The organism is Gemmatimonadota bacterium, assembly GCA_016719105.1.
In the GTDB taxonomy this organism is placed as follows: domain Bacteria; phylum Gemmatimonadota; class Gemmatimonadetes; order Gemmatimonadales; family Gemmatimonadaceae; genus SCN-70-22.
In genome coordinates this window covers 133,724-150,782 of record JADKAQ010000023.1, presented here as the reverse complement: position 1 = coordinate 150,782, position 17,059 = coordinate 133,724, and the positions used below count along the sequence as shown (strand labels likewise).

The 17,059-nt window shown below is 68.2% G+C and carries 13 protein-coding genes and 1 pseudogene; 10 read left to right on the top strand and 4 right to left on the bottom strand.

Annotation, left to right across the window (positions count from 1 at the left end; genetic code table 11):
* Positions 1–1,030: 1,030 nt before the first annotated feature.
* The 8 genes and pseudogenes from IPN47_21110 (at position 1,031) to IPN47_21075 (ending at position 6,370) form a co-directional block, all read left to right on the top strand.
* Complete coding sequence (locus tag IPN47_21110; protein ID MBK9410496.1) at positions 1,031–1,429, top strand: amino acid permease; 399 nt, start codon at positions 1,031–1,033, stop codon at positions 1,427–1,429.
* Positions 1,402–1,980: a hypothetical protein gene (locus IPN47_21105; protein ID MBK9410495.1), complete on the top strand. Its 579-nt coding sequence runs from the start codon at positions 1,402–1,404 to the stop codon at positions 1,978–1,980. Before IPN47_21110 ends, IPN47_21105 begins: the two co-directional genes overlap by 28 nt.
* Positions 1,981–2,157: 177 nt before the next feature.
* Positions 2,158–2,991: pseudogene (locus tag IPN47_21100) on the top strand (family 1 glycosylhydrolase).
* A gap of 173 nt (positions 2,992–3,164) precedes the next feature.
* Positions 3,165–3,662, top strand: a complete 498-nt coding sequence (locus tag IPN47_21095) for a family 1 glycosylhydrolase (GenBank protein MBK9410494.1) — start codon at positions 3,165–3,167, stop codon at positions 3,660–3,662.
* Positions 3,637–4,299, top strand: coding sequence for an HAD hydrolase family protein (locus IPN47_21090; GenBank protein ID MBK9410493.1), 663 nt, complete (start codon positions 3,637–3,639; stop codon positions 4,297–4,299). Before IPN47_21095 ends, IPN47_21090 begins: the two co-directional genes overlap by 26 nt.
* Before the next feature lie 137 nt (positions 4,300–4,436).
* Positions 4,437–5,234, top strand: a complete 798-nt coding sequence (locus IPN47_21085) for a glycosyltransferase (GenBank protein MBK9410492.1) — start codon at positions 4,437–4,439, stop codon at positions 5,232–5,234.
* Between the two features lie 30 nt (positions 5,235–5,264).
* Positions 5,265–5,477, top strand: a complete 213-nt coding sequence (locus IPN47_21080) for a hypothetical protein (protein MBK9410491.1) — start codon at positions 5,265–5,267, stop codon at positions 5,475–5,477.
* Positions 5,478–5,629: 152 nt separating this feature from the next.
* A complete protein-coding gene (locus tag IPN47_21075; protein MBK9410490.1) occupies positions 5,630–6,370 on the top strand; it encodes a tetratricopeptide repeat protein in 741 nt (246 codons plus the stop codon).
* 94 nt (positions 6,371–6,464) lie between these two features.
* Here the strand turns inward: IPN47_21075 and IPN47_21070 are convergent, their stop codons facing one another.
* Positions 6,465–7,082 (bottom strand): class I SAM-dependent methyltransferase, encoded by a 618-nt coding sequence (locus tag IPN47_21070; GenBank protein MBK9410489.1) that lies wholly within the window; start codon positions 7,080–7,082, stop codon positions 6,465–6,467.
* Positions 7,083–7,356: 274 nt separating this feature from the next.
* Here IPN47_21070 and IPN47_21065 point away from each other — a divergent pair, with 274 nt between their 5' ends.
* Positions 7,357–8,391 carry a galactose mutarotase gene (locus tag IPN47_21065; protein ID MBK9410488.1) on the top strand — a complete coding sequence of 345 codons (1,035 nt, stop codon included), beginning with the start codon at positions 7,357–7,359 and terminating at the stop codon, positions 8,389–8,391.
* Between the two features lie 19 nt (positions 8,392–8,410).
* Here IPN47_21065 and IPN47_21060 read toward each other — a convergent pair whose 3' ends face one another.
* From IPN47_21060 to IPN47_21050, 3 genes are all read right to left on the bottom strand, one after another.
* Entirely contained in the window at positions 8,411–11,374 is a 2,964-nt protein-coding gene (locus tag IPN47_21060) for a PD40 domain-containing protein (protein ID MBK9410487.1), read from the bottom strand.
* Position 11,375: 1 nt separating this feature from the next.
* Entirely contained in the window at positions 11,376–12,965 is a 1,590-nt protein-coding gene (locus tag IPN47_21055; GenBank protein ID MBK9410486.1) for an amidohydrolase family protein, read from the bottom strand.
* Between the two features lie 205 nt (positions 12,966–13,170).
* Entirely contained in the window at positions 13,171–13,539 is a 369-nt protein-coding gene (locus IPN47_21050) for a hypothetical protein (GenBank protein MBK9410485.1), read from the bottom strand.
* 434 nt (positions 13,540–13,973) lie between these two features.
* Here IPN47_21050 and IPN47_21045 point away from each other — a divergent pair, with 434 nt between their 5' ends.
* On the top strand, positions 13,974–17,054 hold the full coding sequence (locus IPN47_21045) for a SusC/RagA family TonB-linked outer membrane protein (GenBank protein ID MBK9410484.1): 3,081 nt from the start codon (positions 13,974–13,976) through the stop codon (positions 17,052–17,054).
* Positions 17,055–17,059 lie beyond the last annotated feature (5 nt).

Sequence of the window (17,059 nt, the reverse complement as noted above, 5' to 3'; positions counted from 1 at the left end):
TGGCGCCATGGTCGTCTTCACGATCATCAATACGATGATCCCCGGCATCATCTCTGCATACGCCGCCGCTCCAGTTCGAAGCGCCGACCATCCCCGAGGCGCCCGTCGCGATTCCCGACGCGATTTCGTCCGCGCACGACGCGAGGACGCCGACGAAACGCTCGGAGCAATGAGGGGCGAGTCTGCCCGCACCGACCAACTCATGCAGACATCCGGCCCACGGTCGACCGAAAGCAGTCAACACATTGTCGGCGCCCACTCGCTCGGTGAAGAAGCCGAGTCGTTCGCCTTTGCTGGTTGGGGTGAGGCGCGGCGTATCGTCGACCTCGAGGCGGCCCCCCTTGGCGCGCCGGCACCGCCGCATGCGCCTCAACTCGGTCCCTGGAAGGCGGCGGCGCTCTGCGGCAACGACATCCCGTCCAGTGTGCTGTACGTCTCCGCGCTCTGCGCGGCGCAGGCTGGCGCATTGGCCCCCCTGGTCCTGCTCATGGTCAGCGGCGTGCTCTACCTCTTTCGCGGCGTGTATGCGGAAGTGGGAAGTGCCCTACCGCTCAATGGCGGGTCGTCCAGTCCTGCTCAACACGACGAGCAAGCGCATCGCGGCGGTGGCGGCGTGCCTGACGCTACTGTCGTATGTCGCCACTGCGGTGATCTCGGCTGGCGAAGCCTCGCGCTACGCGGCGCGCATACATGGTCACGGCGCTCCCAGTGGGTGGAGCCACGGTGGCACTGCTGGCGGCCTTCGCGATGCTCACCCTGTGGGGCATCGGTGAGTCGGCGTCCGTGGCGCTCGTCATCTTCGTCTTTCACCTGACGGTCCTCACACTGTTGGTGGTGGCCGGCCTGGTGGCCGTGTTGCGTGACCCGGCACTGTTGTTTGCCAACTTGCGCGTGCCTCCGCCGGGGGGGTGGGGCGGGCGCTCTTCTTCGGGTTGGCGGCGGCGATGCTCGGCATCAGCGGCTTCGAGTCATCTGCCAACTTCATCGAGGAACAGCAGCCCGGCGTCTTTCCGCAGACGCTTCACAACATGTGGCGGGCGGTCACTGTGTTCAATCCGTTGGTCACAGCATTCTGTCGCTTGGCTTGTTGCCGCTGGCGGCGATTCAGGCCGTTCCGGGCGACCTGTTGGCGCAGATGGGGGCGCGCAGCGCAGGCGAGTGGTTGGGCTGGCTCGTGAGCGTCGATGCCGTGCTGGTGCTCTCGGGTGCGGTGCTCACCAGTTTCGTCGGTGTCACCGGGCTGGCGCGCCGCATGAGCCTGGACTCGGTCCTGCCTCAGGTCCTGCTGCGGGAGAACCGGCTGCGCGTCACCAGTCATTGGATCATCCTTGGCTTCCTGGCGCTGTGCGTCTCCATCCTCGCGGTGACGCAAGGGCGTGTACAACTCCTCGCCGGGGTGGCATGCACCTTATCCCTTCCCTGTGCGTGATGGCGCTGTTTGCCATCGGCAACCTGCTGCTCAAGCAGGAGCGCGCCGAGCTGCCACGTGCCACGCGGGCGAGCGTGGGCGCCGTGCTGGTGGCACTCGCGGCAGTACTGGTGGCGCTGATCGGCAATGTGCTGCTCGAGCCGCTCAACCTGCAGATCTTCCTGCTGTACTTCCTGATTGCCCTCGGTGCCGTCACGTTGATGTTCCTGCGCGTGACGATACTCCGCCTGCTGCTCAGCACCAGCCAGCGGTTCGTGGCACACCTCTTTCAGCTCAATGCGGGGCTGCGCGGGCGCGTGGGCAACGACTGCGCCGCATCAGGGATCGCGGCGTGGTGTGCTTCCCCAAGGGGACGCCATCGACGTGCTCAACCGGGCGGCGCTCTACGTGCTCGAAACGAGCAGACGAGTCGCCTAACGGTCGTCCACGTTTACGATGCAAGCAACGAGATCCCTCCGGGGCTGGCCGAGCAACTTCGACTGATCGATCGGCTCTATCCGTCGCTGCGGATCGACTTTCTCGCCGTGCGCGGGCGTTTGGCCCGGAGTTGATCGAGCGTCTGTCTCGACGGCTGCGGGTGCCCAGACCATGTTCATCAGGACGCCAAGTGACCGCTTTCCGCACCGCATCGAGGCGTTGGGCGGCGTTCGTGTGATCCTTTAGGGGTTTCGCCAACAAGGGTTACTCCGACTCCACGCCCTGCTAACTTGCATCGGTGACTGTTTCCGATGCGCACGTCCTGGCCGCCCGATTCCCGCCGGGTTTCCTCTGGGGTGTCGCCATCCGCCTATCAGATCGAGGGGAGCCCTCGACGCGGATGGCGCGGACGCTCCATCTGGGAGAAACTTTGCTGAGCGCGCCCGGCGCAATGGAGCGTGGAGAGGACGCGTCCGTGGCCTGCGAGCACTATCGCCGATGGCAGGACGATCTCGCCCTGATCCGCGAACTCGGCGTGGGCAGCTATCGTTTCTCGATCGCGTGGCCCCGAATCCAGCCACGGGCGAGGACGCCCAAACCGTAGCGGGCTGGACTTCTATTCGCGCCTCGTCGACGGACTCCTCGAGGCCGGGATTCGGCCGTTCCCGACGCTGTATCACTGGGATCTGCCCCAGACGTTGGAGGACGCCGGCGGATGGGCCGAACGCGACACCGCGTCGCGCTTTGCGGAATACTCGGCGATCGTCGTGAATGCCCTCGGGGATCGCGTGCAACACTGGTCGCTCTTCAACGAACCCTTCATCTTCTCCTCGCGCGGTTATCTCCTCGGGCGATATGCGCCCGGACGACAGAGCCTTCCCGACTTCCTCCGCGCCGTTCACGTCATCACCATGGCGCACGCCGGGGTTCCGTGCAGCCAGGCGGTACGACCCGAGGCTCAGGTGGGTCCCGTCTTCGCGATGGCACCCTGCGAGCCCGCCACCAACTCCCAGGGACGATCGCGACGCCACCGACTACGCCGATGCTGTCTTCAACCACCTGTTCGTCGGCCCGTTGATGAACGGCCGCTATCCCGCTCCGTTTCTCGCGAGCATGCCACTACAGGCGCTGGGGATGCGCCCTGAGGACAAGTCGCGCATGCAAACGCCGCTCGATTTCATCGGGGTCAACACGTACTATCGGTTGGTGGTGAGCGGCGGCGGGATCATCTACCGGACCTCCCTATTTCCTCTTCGACATCCTGTCCGACGAACGCTCGACGGGGGCCCATGCCGACTTCAGCACCGCTACGCACGGGGTGAAGCGCATCGAGAATGCGTTTGGGCGCAGCGAGGGGAAACGCACCGCGATGGGATGGGAAATCTGGCCGCGTGCGTTGCATGATGTGCTGCTGTCCATCACGCGAGAGTACGGAGACGTGCCGATCGAGGTGTGTGAGAGTGGATGCGCATTTGACGAGGCACCGGGTGCCGATGGAATCGTGCACGATGACGCGCGCATCAACTATCACCATGCGCACATTGGGCCGTTCACGAGGCCATGCAGGCCGGAGCCAAACGTGCGCAGCTATCATGCGTGGTCGCTCTACGACAATTTCGAGTGGGCCTCTGGCTACCGTCCGCGGTTTGGTCTCGTCCACGTCGACTTCGAAACCCAGCGTCGGACGTGGAAGCGCTCGGCGCACTGGTATCGCGAGGTGTGCGTCGCCGCGCGGAGCGGGCGATTGCGATGCCCCGCAATCCGGCCACCCATCGCGGGTAGGGCAAGTGATGCGCTCGATTCTCCTGTTCTCTGATGTCGACGGAACGCTTCTCGACGAGCATGGCCGGTACGCCGTCGCGACCGGCGAGTTGTCTGCCATGTCGACGCTCGTGCGCTGTGTGCTGGCATCGAGTCGAACGATCCTGGAACTCTCGCGCAACCAGCGTGACCTCGGACTCGAGGGTCCGGTCGTGGCCGAGAATGGCGCGGTGATCGCCCTGCCCTGGCATGACGCGCTCCGCCCACTGGGGACGCGCGAGGACATCGACGGCCGCGCATGGTGCGTGTCGTTCCTGGGCGCCCCTGCCGCTGATCTCAGGGGGCGAAGTGCAGGAAGTTGCGCGCGACGTTGGCGTCAATTCGAGGGACCAGGGCGAACTCGCGCCGGCGCTGGACCGGCGGTGCTCGCTCTGGTGCGTCCGTACCTCGTGCATCGGCGATGCGCACTCACGCCGCTTGTCGACGCACTCCGCGCTTCGAGGGCGTACCGTGGCGTCGGGTGGCGCCTGGCTTGCGATGACGGGGGAGCGGCGACAAGGACGCGGCGTGCGCGCGTGCTTAGCGCACTGGCCCTGCTCGGGCGGCCGCGCAAGCTCGTGGCGCGGTGGGCGACGGCGACAACGATGTGTCGCTCTGTTGGCGGCCGATCGGCGCTTCGTGATTCGCCGTGATGATGGAACCTGTCACGCTATCTGCGCGCACCCCCGGGTGGTGTAAGCCCCCCCGGGAATCGCTGGTTGGCGCGACGTGTTGCGTCAGCTCACCGGCATTCAGGAGGCTTGATGGCGCTGGTTCCCAACCGTCCACGTTGGACATTCAGCATCCTCACCATCCCGCGGCGCGAGCCGTACCTCGTCCAACTGCTCGAATCGCTAGGCGAGTCGCGCCTCCCGCGCAGGCACCGTCATCGACGTCGTCTACAACTGGGATACGCGCGAACGGCCGCAGGACGTCGTGCGGCGGCTTCGGCGCGCCGGCGAGGCTCGAGGTCAACGTCCATTTCAACACGCAGAAGCCAACGATCGGCAGTGGGCGCACCCAACAACTGAATCACTGCAAGACGCCGTTGCTGGCGTTCATCGACGACGACCTCACGGTCCACGGGGACCTGCTCGGCGTGCTCGAAGAGCAGCTGCAAAGTCAACCGGTGGGGATTCTCGGCGTACAGTCGCTCGTGGAGGATTCGGATCGGCGCTTCAAGCCGCGGCGCTCCACGCCGCGCATCGACCTGAACGGCCTGCGCTTCATGCCGGTGCAGGGCATGCTCGTCGCCGGCTATCGGCGCCTGTTCCTGGACATTGGCGGATTCAACCCGCGGCGGGAGTTCTGGGGGGAGTGGACGGAGTTCAACCTGCGCATGTGGCGCAGCGGCTTTCCCACCGCCTACGCGATGAACGGCGCCTACCTGCGGCACTGGGAGAAGGCCCCCGAATCGCCCACGCGCAACATGTCGGGGCGCGAGGATCACGTGCTCTGGGGGCTGCTGTGCACGGCGCTGGAGTACGATGCGATCGACGAGCGCGAAGACACGCGTGCGTTCTGGGACCTCGTCGAATCGCGCTATCTCGCGTACGCTTTCGGCGCCGATTCCCCAAGCGCGATCTGATGCGCTCGCGCACTGCGCCCGGCGCCGCGCTTGAGTGCCGAGTATCCGGCGATCGCCGCGTTCCGCGATCGCGTCCGCGAGCATCCCTTCCCGTTCATGCCTTTTCACCAGTTCACGACCGACGACGTGAAGCGCGTACTGAAACACGCCGAGTCGCGCATTGCCGAGTATCGCGACGATGTGTGGGATACGCGTCGTACACGAGCGGTGCGCTGGGTGCGGCAACGTCTTGCCACGGTGTGACGCGGTCGCTGGCATGTCGCGCCATTTCATGGCGGCCGCGCGCTCGCGGTACTCGTTCGACGTTTGCGGCGCGCCTGATGCGCGCGGCATGCACGCTCGATGCGCTCGTGGCGCGTGACCGATCATGCGTCGAGGTTCGTCGCCGGCGATGAGTGCGTCGGACGCTCGCCTACCCCGCCCATGCGGGGTTGGCGCCGGTCGCCGGCGACTCGCTCCGCACGCTTATCGACCGGGCGCTGGTGACGAGCCGCCCCGCCGACTTCGATCGCGCGCTCGCCTTCGTGGAGGCCGGGCTGTCGCGGAAGCCTAACGATGCGGTCCTGCTGCATTACCGGGGCTTCGTCCTGTATCGCAAGGCGAGCTACCTGGCCACCTCCGGACGCGATGCCAAGGTCGCGCGGACCATGTTCGAGGATGCGGAGCAGACGCTGGCCCGCTCGGCGGCCGCGCTGCGCTGGCCCGAGACCGCGGCACTGCAGTCGGCGGTGGTCGGGCAGCTCATCAGCCTGGGCGGGGCGATGGCTGGCCTCCGGATGGGCGCAAAGTCGCTTCGCCTCCTCGACGAGGCGGTCGCCGCCGGGCCGGAGAACCCGCGCGTCTGGATGCTCAAGGGGGTCTCGGACCTCTTTCGCCCCAAGCTGTTTGGCGGAAGCGCGGAGAAGGCGGAGGTGAGCCTCAAGCGGGCGCTGGCCCTCTTTGACAAGGATGCCCCCGCGTCGCCCGCCCCGTGGTGGGGGCACGCCGAGGCGTACGGCTGGCTGGGGCAGGTGTACGTGAAGCAGGGGCGCCTCGAGGAGGCCAAGCTGGCCTACGCCAAGGCGCTGGATCTGCAACCGGGGAATGCGTGGGTGCTAGAGTTGCTGCTGCCGGCGGTACGAGGGGACGCGCGATAGGCGGCAGGCGCACACCGACACACCGCGCGGCCGAGACATCATGCCGTCACTCGTCCCCGCGTTCGCCGGGACAGGCTTCCCTACCTCAGGGACGTCACGCCCTCGCCCGCTCCAACGCCGCGGCCACCCCCTCGATGGGGGTTGGCAGATACAGGTGCATCCCGAGCGCGCTCCAGCCGTTCTTCCGGAAGAGCGAACGCCAGAAGGCAGGGGTGCGCGCCTCCTCACGCTTGAAGTCGCCCGTCGCATCATCGGCGCTGGAGAAGACCTCGAAGTAGCCCGCCCCCGGGCACAGTTCGGCGAGCGCCTTGAGGCCCGTCGCCAGCTCCCGGGGCGCCACGTAGTTCAGCACCCCGCAACTCAGGACGAGGTCGAAATCATCGGGGAGGCCGAGGGTCCCGACGGTGCCGAAGGTGCCTAACCGGATGTTCCGCTTCTTGCCGAAGCGCTCGACCGCGTACTCGCTGGCGTCAACGCCGTAGTAGCGCGCCCCGGGGCGGATCTTCTTGAGGGCGACCGACCAGTTCCCCTCCCCGGCCCCAACGTCGAGCACCTTCCGCACCGGGCGTTCGAAGAGATACTCGGTGGCCGCCACGATGAAGCGCAGCTGCCGTTCGATGTCGAGCGGCGACTTCACACGGTGCTTGGGGTGCCGGTACCACTTGTTGAAGTACTCGCGGTCGTAGTGCGTGGCGGGGCGGACGATCGACATGTCTGGCGAGCGGTAGACGGGAAGCATCTCCCAGCGAACGCTGGGAACGAGTGACTGCAGTATGGCGGGAAGGGTGGGGGGAGCGCAGGGGGTCCTGCGCTTCACTTGTCTCGGCGATGACTTGCGGTGAGACTGGTGGAGCCGCGCACGCCCCGCATCGACCGCGTCCTTCCCGTCTGCCCAGCCTCCCGTGACCTCTCCTGACGCGAGCGTGTTGCCGCCGCCACTGCCATACCGCGCCGAGGGGCGCGTCGCCCGGCGGAGCTGGGGACGGATGCCGTCGGGGGAGCCGGTGCATGCCTATGACCTCAGCAACCGTCGCGGGACGGTCGTCACCGTCCTCACGTTAGGCGCGATCATCGCGGCGGTCGAGGTGGCGGGGCGCGACGGGGAGCGTGACGACGTGGTGCTGGGGGTGGACGACGTCGACGGCTACCTCACGCGTTCGCCGTACTTCGGCGCGGTCACCGGCCGGTATGGCAATCGCATCGCGCAGGGGCGCTTCATCCTCGACGGCGTGACGTACTCCCTGGCGACCAACAACGCCCCCAATCACCTGCATGGAGGCGTCGTCGGCTTCGACAAGCGACTCTTCACCGCGCGCGCCGTCGCGTCGGCCGAAGGGGCGGGAGTCCGCCTGTCGCTGGTGAGCGCCGACGGCGATGAGGGGTATCCCGGGGAGGTGCACTTCACCGTGCGCTACCTCCTCGACGACGACGACCGCCTCGTGGTCGACTACTCGGCCACCACCACGCGCGCCACGCCGTTCAATCCCTGCCAGCACAGCTACTGGAACCTCGCGGGCGCCAGGTGCAACGACGTCCTGGGACATGTGCTGCAGCTCCGCGCCTCGCGCTACACCCCGGTCGATGCGACGTTGATTCCCACCGGCGCGCTGACCCCCGTCGACGGAACACCGTTCGACTTTCGCACGCCGACGGCGACCGGCGCGCGCATCCGCGACTCGCATCCGCAGCTCGCCCTCGGGAACGGCTACGATCACAACTTCGTGCTCGACCGCCCGGTGCAGACCAGCGCACTCGCGCACGCCGCCCACCTGCATGACCCGCTCACCGGGCGCACCCTCGACGTGCACACGACGGAACCGGGGCTACAGCTCTACACCGGGAGCTGGCTCGATGGCTCCATCACGGGCAAGGGCGGTCGTCGCTACCCGCAGTACGCCGGCGTCTGCCTGGAAACGCAGCACTTTCCCGACTCGCCCAACCACCCCGACTTCCCGAGCAGCATCCTGCGGCCGGAGCGCGCCTTCCGCTCGCGGACGGTGTTCGCATTCGGCGTGGCGTAAACGAGCGCGGAGCGCGAGCTCAGCGCAGCGAGATGATCGCCTCGCTCACCGTCTTGCCGCCGGTCGTCAACTGCCGGCTCACGCGCATCCCGATCCACGCGCTGGTCCGTAGCCCGAAGGGCGACAGCTCGACGGTGAGCTCGCTCCCCACCGAGCGATAGTCGACGCCATGCGTGCCGGCGCGGTCGGTGCCGCGCCCGACGTCGCCGAACACGTTGCCTTGCACCCGGCGGGCGTACAGCCAGTGGCCGAGCGCCAAGTCGGGATAGAGCAGCGGCAGGTGGTACGTGGCCCCCACCCGCGTGAGCGACTCGTGGAACCGCGAGCTGTAGCCGCGGGGGAAGCGGACGAGCGAGGAGAAGCGATAGCTCCCGGGACGTTGCAGCTCTCGGGCCGCATCGAGCACCAGCGCGTGATGCTTCCAGGCCCCGGGGAGGTAGAGCGCCGCACTCAGCGTCGCCTGGTGTGACGTGTAGTCGGTCGGCGGCGGGGTATGGCGGTAGTACGCCGAGACCACCGCCCCCACGGGAAAGAGGTCGCGATAGGCCGCGCTCTGCACCTGCGACGCGCTGAGCGCGTAGGTGAGCGTCGTGAGGTCGCCGTTGTTGTTCTCGTTGCGGAACGCCACGGGCTGGTCGCTGATCTGCGTGCGTCCGAGCGTGAGGCCGGCCGAGAGCGACTGCCGCACCTGCCCCGTGAGGCGCGTGAGCGGCAGGCGAAGCGACGTGGTCACGGCGCGTTCGTTCCAGGAGTAGGGCTGCGTCACGTCGTTGCTGTCGGCGTACGTCGACGCGCGCGAGCCCACGCGCGCCGCCACGTCGACGATGACCGGGAGCCCGGCATAGCTCGCCCCCGCCTCCAACGACAGCGTGCGCTCGTTGACGTTGAACGTGGGCCCCACCATCACGCCAACCGTGTTGAGCACGTTGCGCGACTCGGCAAAGAGCGAGGTGTTCACCCCGTCGCTCGCCGGCGCGATGGACAGCGAGTGAAAGTCGAAGAGACGCGACCACCCGGCGAAGGGGCGCGAGCGCCACTCCGTCGATGGCAACGCATCGAGGAGGCTCCCCCCCTGCTCCTGCCGCGTGAGGTCCTCGGCGGCCGCCGTCGTGTGCGTCACCGTGAACGGCGCCGGAACGAAGCGCGCCGGGTCGAGCGGCATCTCGGCGAGATCGTAGCCGCGAATGGAGTAGTCGCTGAACGCCACGCGATCGCCGTTAGGCGACACCGCGGGCCACATCGCCCCCAACGGGCGCGACGTCACCTGCGCAATGGCGCGCGTGGTGAGGTCGACCGCGTAGATGTTGTCGAGCCCCGAGTGCGGGCTCCCGAAGTACACGCGCGTGCCATGCGCCACGGGGCGCGAGATGGCGTCGTGCGTGAACGGGATGATCGTGTCGGCCGCGGCGCCATCGAGCGGGAGGCGCACCAACGCATTGCCGCGCGAGCGATCGACCGCCACGACGAACAGCGAGCGCCCATCCGCCCCCCACGTGGGGGTGACCAGAAAGTGCCCCGAACCGTTCGGGATGCGCTGCACCTCGCGTCCACTGCCGGCCTCGAGGATCACGAGCGTCGCCTCACGCGTGCGCGCGAAGTCGACGGCCACGAGGCGCGTCCCGTCGGGGGAGAGTGCCGGGGAGAACAAGCGCGAGCGATCGGTGAGGCGTCGCACCTGCTTCGTGTCGAGGTCGAGCGTCTTGATCACCAGGTAGCTCTCCTCACCCCAGCGCGGCGACACCTCGTACTCGCTCCACACCACGGTCTTCCCGCGCACGTGGAACTGCAGGTCGCCGAAGAGCCCAACGGTTCGGTGCAGCACCTCGACCTTACCGTCACGAAGGCGCACCAGGCGGCGCGTCGTGCCCAGGTCGCCATAGAGCGCGATCAGGCTCCCATCGCCCGCGTACTGTGGGAGCGTGAACTCGTAGTAGTCGGCGCGGGCGCTCGACAGCACCGACGCCGGCGTCTCTACCACCGTGCGCTGCTGCGCGCGCCAGGTGGAGTCGGCGGCGCGCACCGCATCGGCGTGCAGCTGCACGAGTGTGCGCCCGGTCTCGCGCTTGAGTGCCATGCTCAGCGCCACCGGCGCGATGGGATTGCGCGCCGCCCGCGTGATCACGCGACGCCACGCCGAGTCGCCGTAGGTCCGGCGCACGTGCGTCGTGAGCAGGTAGCCGAGTTCGTACCAATCGGGGTAGTACGTGCGATACGATCCCTGCCACGCCTGATGGTATCGATACGGTTCACCGGCGAGCGACAGGGCGCGAATGCGCTGCGTGAAGCTCGGCTGTCGCCCGCGTCCGTCGGCGGTGAGCGCCGTTTCCATCCCCACCGCATCGCCTTCCCAGAACCAGGCGGGGAAGTAGAGCGCGCCCCCGAAGAAGGCCGTCGTGTTGTCGCCGAAGAGCCGCGCGAGGATGCCGATGATCCCGGTGCGCACCGCGCGCTCCTGCACGATGTGTCGTCCCTCGTGCACGGTGAGGAGCGAGTACCACTCCACCGGCCCCATCCCATCCACCGTCGTGCTGGGAAGCGCATACCACTGCGAGCGCCGCGGCCCCCACGCCACGAAGGCATTGGAGGTCATCGACGAACTGTTGAGCACCACCGGGATGCGCTCCGGCTTGCGCGCCAGCGTCTTGGTGAGCGGCTCGTACGCGCGTTCGAGCAGGGTGACCGCGCGTTGCGCCTCGCGGGCGAGCGAGTCGGGGTAGATGACGGTGAAGTGCGGGGCGTCGATGCGCCGCCAGTGCAGCCCGCGCGGATTCTGCTGCGACGAGAGGGAGTAGAGGATCGGCGCCTGCGCCGTCGCTACGCGCGCGGACGCCGCGATCGTTCCTGCGATCGCCGCCGCGATCGTCCCCGCGATCGCCAACGCGCCGATGCCGCCGCGCGCGCGGTCGCGCAGGGCGCGCGGATCGCGCGGGAGGGGGCGCAGGAGGGGGCGCACGAGACAGTCCATCTGACGGCGCGTCTTCACGCTACCGCTTCGTGCGACGCACCCCGCGCCCCGCCATTGCCCCAGTGAGCTTCCCCTCACTCACGGCGAGTGCCCCGTTGACGATCACGTACTGCATCCCCTCGGCCAGCAGCTCGGGCTGCTCGTACGTCGCGCGCTCGGCCACCTTCGCGGTGTCCATCACGATCACGTCGGCCTGCCACCCCTGGCGCAGCGCCCCGCGCTTGCCCAGGCCCAACGCGCCAGCCACCTCGAACGACGAACGCTGCACCATCTGCTCGAGCGTGATGACCTTCTTGCCGAGGACGTAGTCGTGCAGCTTGCGCGGATAGGTGCCGTACTTGCGCGGGTGCCCATCGGAGCCGTCGGAGCCGGTGAAGACCCACGGCTCGCGCATGAAGCGGGCGATGTCGTCCTCGTTCATGTTGAACGACGCGACCCCGGCGTCGCCGTCCATGATGATCTCCAGTGCGGTGAGGATCGGGTCGGCGTTGCGCGCCTTGGCCACCTGCTCGAGCGTCTTCCCCACCAGGGCGCGGTCGCGCCCACCGGTGATGAGGAGCGAGGCGGCGCCCCCGCGACGGCGCATGTTGTCCTGCATGGCGGCCACCAGGCGGTCGCGCTGCTCGGGGTTGGTGATGCGCGAGCGGAGCGAGTCGCGCCCGCCGGCCTCGGCCCAGCGCGGCAGGAGCGCCGCCCCCACCCCCGTCCCGCTCGCGGTGTAGGGGTACTGGTCGGCGGTGACCTTCTGCCCCGCGCGCTGGGCGCGCGTCACCAGCGCGATCACGCTGTCGCTCTCTCCCCACACGTCCACGCCTAACGCCTTGATGTGCGCGATGTGCACCGGGAGTGCCGCCTCCTTGCCGATGCGCAGGATCTCGCGAATGGCCCCCATCAGCCCGATGGTGTACGAGCTCTCGTCGCGCAGGTGCGAGTCGTACACGCCGCCACGCACCCCGGCCTCGCGGGCGAGGGCGATCACCTCCTCGGTGGTGGCATAGCTCTGCGGCGCGTAGTACAGCCCGGTGCTGAGCCCCAGCGCCCCCTCGTCCACCCCCTTGGCCACCATCGCCTTCATCTGGGAGAGCTGGTCGGCGTTAGGCGCGCTCGACGACGCCCCCAGCACCTTGCCGCGCACCGAGCCGAAGCCGACGAAGAGCGCGGCATTGGTCCCGATCCCGTTCTTCTCCCAGCGCGTGAAGGTGTCGGCGACATCGACCGGACCGCCGCCGTCGTTCCCCGTGATGACCGTCGTCACCCCCTGCATGAGGTAGGCGGCGTTGGTGCGGCGCTCCACGCGCGTGCTCTGCAGGTCGCCAAAGGTGTGCGTGTGCGGATCGATGAACCCCGGCGCGACGATGAGGCCGCGCGCGTCGATCTCGCGCGCCCCCTGGATGCCGGCGCGGCGTGCGTCGCCCACGAAGACGATCGTGTCGCCGGTGATCGCGACGTCGGCCGCGCGCGCGGGGGCCCCCGTTCCGTCGATGACGGTCCCGCCACGAATGAGGAGCGCCGCACGATCGGGGCGCTGGGCCCGCGCGGCGAGCGTGGGGACGGCGACCGCGACGACGAACGCGGTACCAAAGGCGAGGCGCGAGACGGAGAGCGACATGGAGCCGTCGGAGGGCGGAAGGCTGCTTGGAACGGCGGCCGGCGGACGGCCGGACCACGGGGGCGTCGCGGCGAAGCTACTGCCAGCACGCACAGCCGACCACTGCGCGCGGTCGCGGTGCCTCGTCAGCGACGCAGCCGACGCGACGCGGGGCCGGACAACCGTCCGGCCCCGCGAGGCGCGCACCAGGCAAGAACCGATCGGGTCAGAAGGGGGGAACCAGGAGCCCGACCGTGTCGCCCTGGGACACGGAGATCTCGTCGCTCAGCGTCGCGCGACGTGTCGCCAGCCGGCGCACCGCGAACCGCACCGGCAGCGCACCGCCCACCATGTCGTTGGGGATCACGAAGCGCTGGCTGGTGAGGCCACCCACGGTGCCAAGCCGCACCGAGCGCAGCCCCTGAATCACGAAGACGTTCGCATCATTGAAATGGCGATTGTCGACCTCGACGTACGCTCGGCCAATGGCGGCGCGCACCGCCGCACGCGTGGTGTCGGGGACGACGTGATACGCAATCGGCACTCCCGGTGCCCCGGTCGCCATCACGGCGCTCATCGCCAGGTGCAGCAGCATCGAAGACATCGTCGCCCCCCGGGTGTGGTTGCCCCGTCGTACCCGGCGCGTGACGCGGCGTTCCCACCACGACGGTACGCGTTTCACCCGACGGAACGCAGCGCGCGAGCGCCTTCGTGCAAGGGGAGCGCACCAGGTGCCGTGCCCGCGCGTGCGCGCCGACGATCGTCCGGTGGATCTTTACGGCGTTTTATCGTTTGGGACACACGGGCATCGCCTCGGCATTCTCGACCGATGCATGCGCGGCTCCATCGGCGACGCTCGTCCTTTCCGGGCGCGCCCCGGCACCATAACTTCGCCCCGCTCTCCCTCCCCGCGTGGGCGGTTCGGTGCGTGCGCCCGCGGCGAATGAGAGTGGCCAAATGGCCGTTCGGTTTTCTCCCGCATCGCACTGGAGATCCACCATGGGTGTCCTCGGTCAGGTTCGAGCGTCATTGCGCGCTCTCCTCGCCGCGTCCGCGCTCGTCACTGTGGTGAGCGGCGTCGCCTTGGCACAAGGCGGCACCATCACCGGCAAGGTGGCGGCACAGGGTTCAGGCGAGCCACTGCCAGAGTCCCGCGTGATCGTCGTCGGGACGCAGCTCTTCACCTCCACCGGCGGCGACGGGCGCTACACGCTGCGCAACGTCCCCGCCGGCACATACGACCTGCGCGTGCTGCGCGTGGGGTACACGGAACAGAAGAAGTCGATCACCGTCGCGTCGGGGCAGAACTTGACGGTCGACTTCGACATGCCGGCGGCCGTCATTCGCCTGGCCGAAGTCGTGACGACCGCCACCGGCGAACAGCGCCGCGTGGAACTCGGCAACTCCGTCACCTCGGTCGACGTCACGCAGCGCACCTCCACCGCCCCCGTGACCGACGTCGCCTCGCTGCTCGTGGCGCAGTCGCCCGGCGTGCAGGTGATGCCGGGGAACGCCACCGGCGTCGGCGCGCGCGTGCGCATTCGCGGCGTCAACTCCATCACGCTGGCCAACGACCCGATCTACGTGATCGACGGCGTGCGCATGCGCTCCGATAACGGCTCGCTGTCCGGGAACATCTTCACCGGCGGCGGCGCCCAGAGTCGCGCGCAGGACATCAACCCGAGCGAGATCGAGAGCATCGAGATCGTGAAGGGACCGTCAGCTGCCACGCTGTACGGCACCGACGCCTCCAATGGCGTGATCGTCATCACCACCAAGCGTGGCCGCGCCGGCCAGACGCGCTACAGCGTCTTCGGCGAGCAGGGCCTCATCCAGGATCGCAACACCTGGCCCACCGCCTACACGCTGTGGGGGCGCGCCCCGGCCGGAACGACGCGCAACTGCACCAATACGTCGCTCACGCAGGTCTCCACCGGCTTCTGCGTCGCCGACTCGCTCTCGAAGTTCAACCTCTTCGAGAACGACCGCACCACACCGCTCGGCACGGGGAACCGCCAGACCGCCGGGATGCAGGTCTCCGGCGGCGTGCAGGCGGTGCGCTTCTTCGTCGCGGGACAGTACGAAAACGAGGAGGGGCTGCTCCAGATCCCCGAGTTCGACCAGCAGCGCCTCGATACGCTCAACATCAAGATCAAGGACGAGTGGGCCACGCCCAACGCGCTCAAGCGCGGGACCTTCCGCGCCAACATCGACGCGGCGCTCTCCCCCAAGCTCGACGCGCAGTTCTCCTCGGGCTACATCACGCTGGCCAACCGCCTGCCGCAGAACGACAACAACGCACTGGGCCTCCTCTCCAACGCCTTCGGCGGCCCCGGCTACGAAAACGGGCGCACCAGCACGCAGGGCTTCAACCTGCACGGTTACCGCGCCTCGACGCCCGCCGAGCACTTCCAGGACGTGTACACGCAGTACATCAACCGCTACATCGGCTCGTCGAACGTCAACTATCGTCCGCTGAGCTGGCTCGCTGTGCGCGCCGACGCCGGCGTCGATTTCATCGGCCGCATCGACCAGCAGTTCTGCGCCCGCGGAAACTGCGCCGACGTCGGGACCACGCGCCTGGGCTTCGTGCAGGACGACCGCACGAACATGCGCACGATCACCGCCAACGCGATCTCCACCGCCTCGTACAACCCGTTCACCTCGGTCGCCACGCGCACGTCGCTCGGCGTCCAGTGGGTCAACAACACCTTCGACCGCAACGGCGCCGGTTCGTCGAACCTCACGCCGGGCGCGTCGACCATCTCGGGCGGCGCCACCAAGCTGGCCGACGCCTCGTACGACCGGAACAAGACCTTCGGCGTCTTCCTCGAGGAACAGGTCGCCATCCGCGATCGCCTCTTCCTCACCGCCGCCGTGCGCTCGGACCAGAACAGCGCCTTTGGGACCAACTTCCAGCGCGTCTACTACCCGAAGTTCTCGGCCTCGTACGTCCTGTCGGACGAAGCGTGGTTCCCCAAGACGTCGTGGCTGAGCCAGTTCCGCCTGCGGTCGGCGTACGGCGCCTCCGGGGTGCAGCCGGGGGCCAACGACGCCATCCGCTACTACTCGCCCACCACGACCAACGTCGCGCTACAGGATCAGCCGGGGGTCACCTTCACCTCGCTGGGCAACGACGTCCTCAAGCCGGAGCGCGCCACCGAGTTCGAGGGAGGCTTCGATTCGCGCCTCTTCCAGGACCGTGTCTCGCTCGAGCTCACGTACTACCGCAAGCTCACGAAGGACGCCCTCATCGGCGCCGTCGTCCCGCCATCGCTCGGCACCGGCCTCTCGACGCAGCGCGCCAACCTGGGCTCCGTGCGCAACAGCGGACTCGAGGTGCTGGTCAACGCACTCGTGCTCGACACGCGCAACGTCACCTGGAACACCTCGATCAACGGCTCGACCAACGACAACAACCTGGAGACGTTGGGCACCGACGCGCAGGGGCGCCCGCTGGCTCCGCAGGTCGGCACCACGACGCGCAACCAGCCGGGCTACCCGCTCTTCGGCTACTGGCAGCGCCAGATCCGCAGCTACGCCGACGCCAATAACGACGGCATCCTGACACTCAGCGAGATCGTCGTCGATGACTCGTCGACCTTCGTGGGCTACTCGATCCCCCGCTACGAGGCGGTCTTCACCAACAGCGTGGAGCTCTTCCGCAAGCAGCTGCGCCTGACGGCCCTCTTCGATTACAAGGGCGGCCACCACCTGCTCAACGGCACCGAGCGCATTCGCTGCGGCAGCCGCAACAACTGTTTCGGTGCCTACGACAAGTCCGCGCCGCTGTGGCAGCAGGCCCGCGCCGTCGCCGTGCGCGAGCACGCGTCGCGCACCCAGGCCGGCTACATGGAGAAAGCAGACTTCCTTCGCTTCCGCGAGTTCTCGGCCAATTGGCTCCTCCCCAAGTCGCTCACCGCGCGGGCCTGGGGCGCCAAGGACGTCTCCCTCAACTTCGCCGCCCGCAACCTGAAGATCTGGACGGACTACAGCGGCATCGACCCCGAGAGCAACTCCGACGTCGGTTCGACGTCGTCGCTCCCGAGCGATTTCCAGGCGATGCCCGTGCCGACCTACTTCATCCTCCGACTCAACGTCGCGTTCTGACCCGC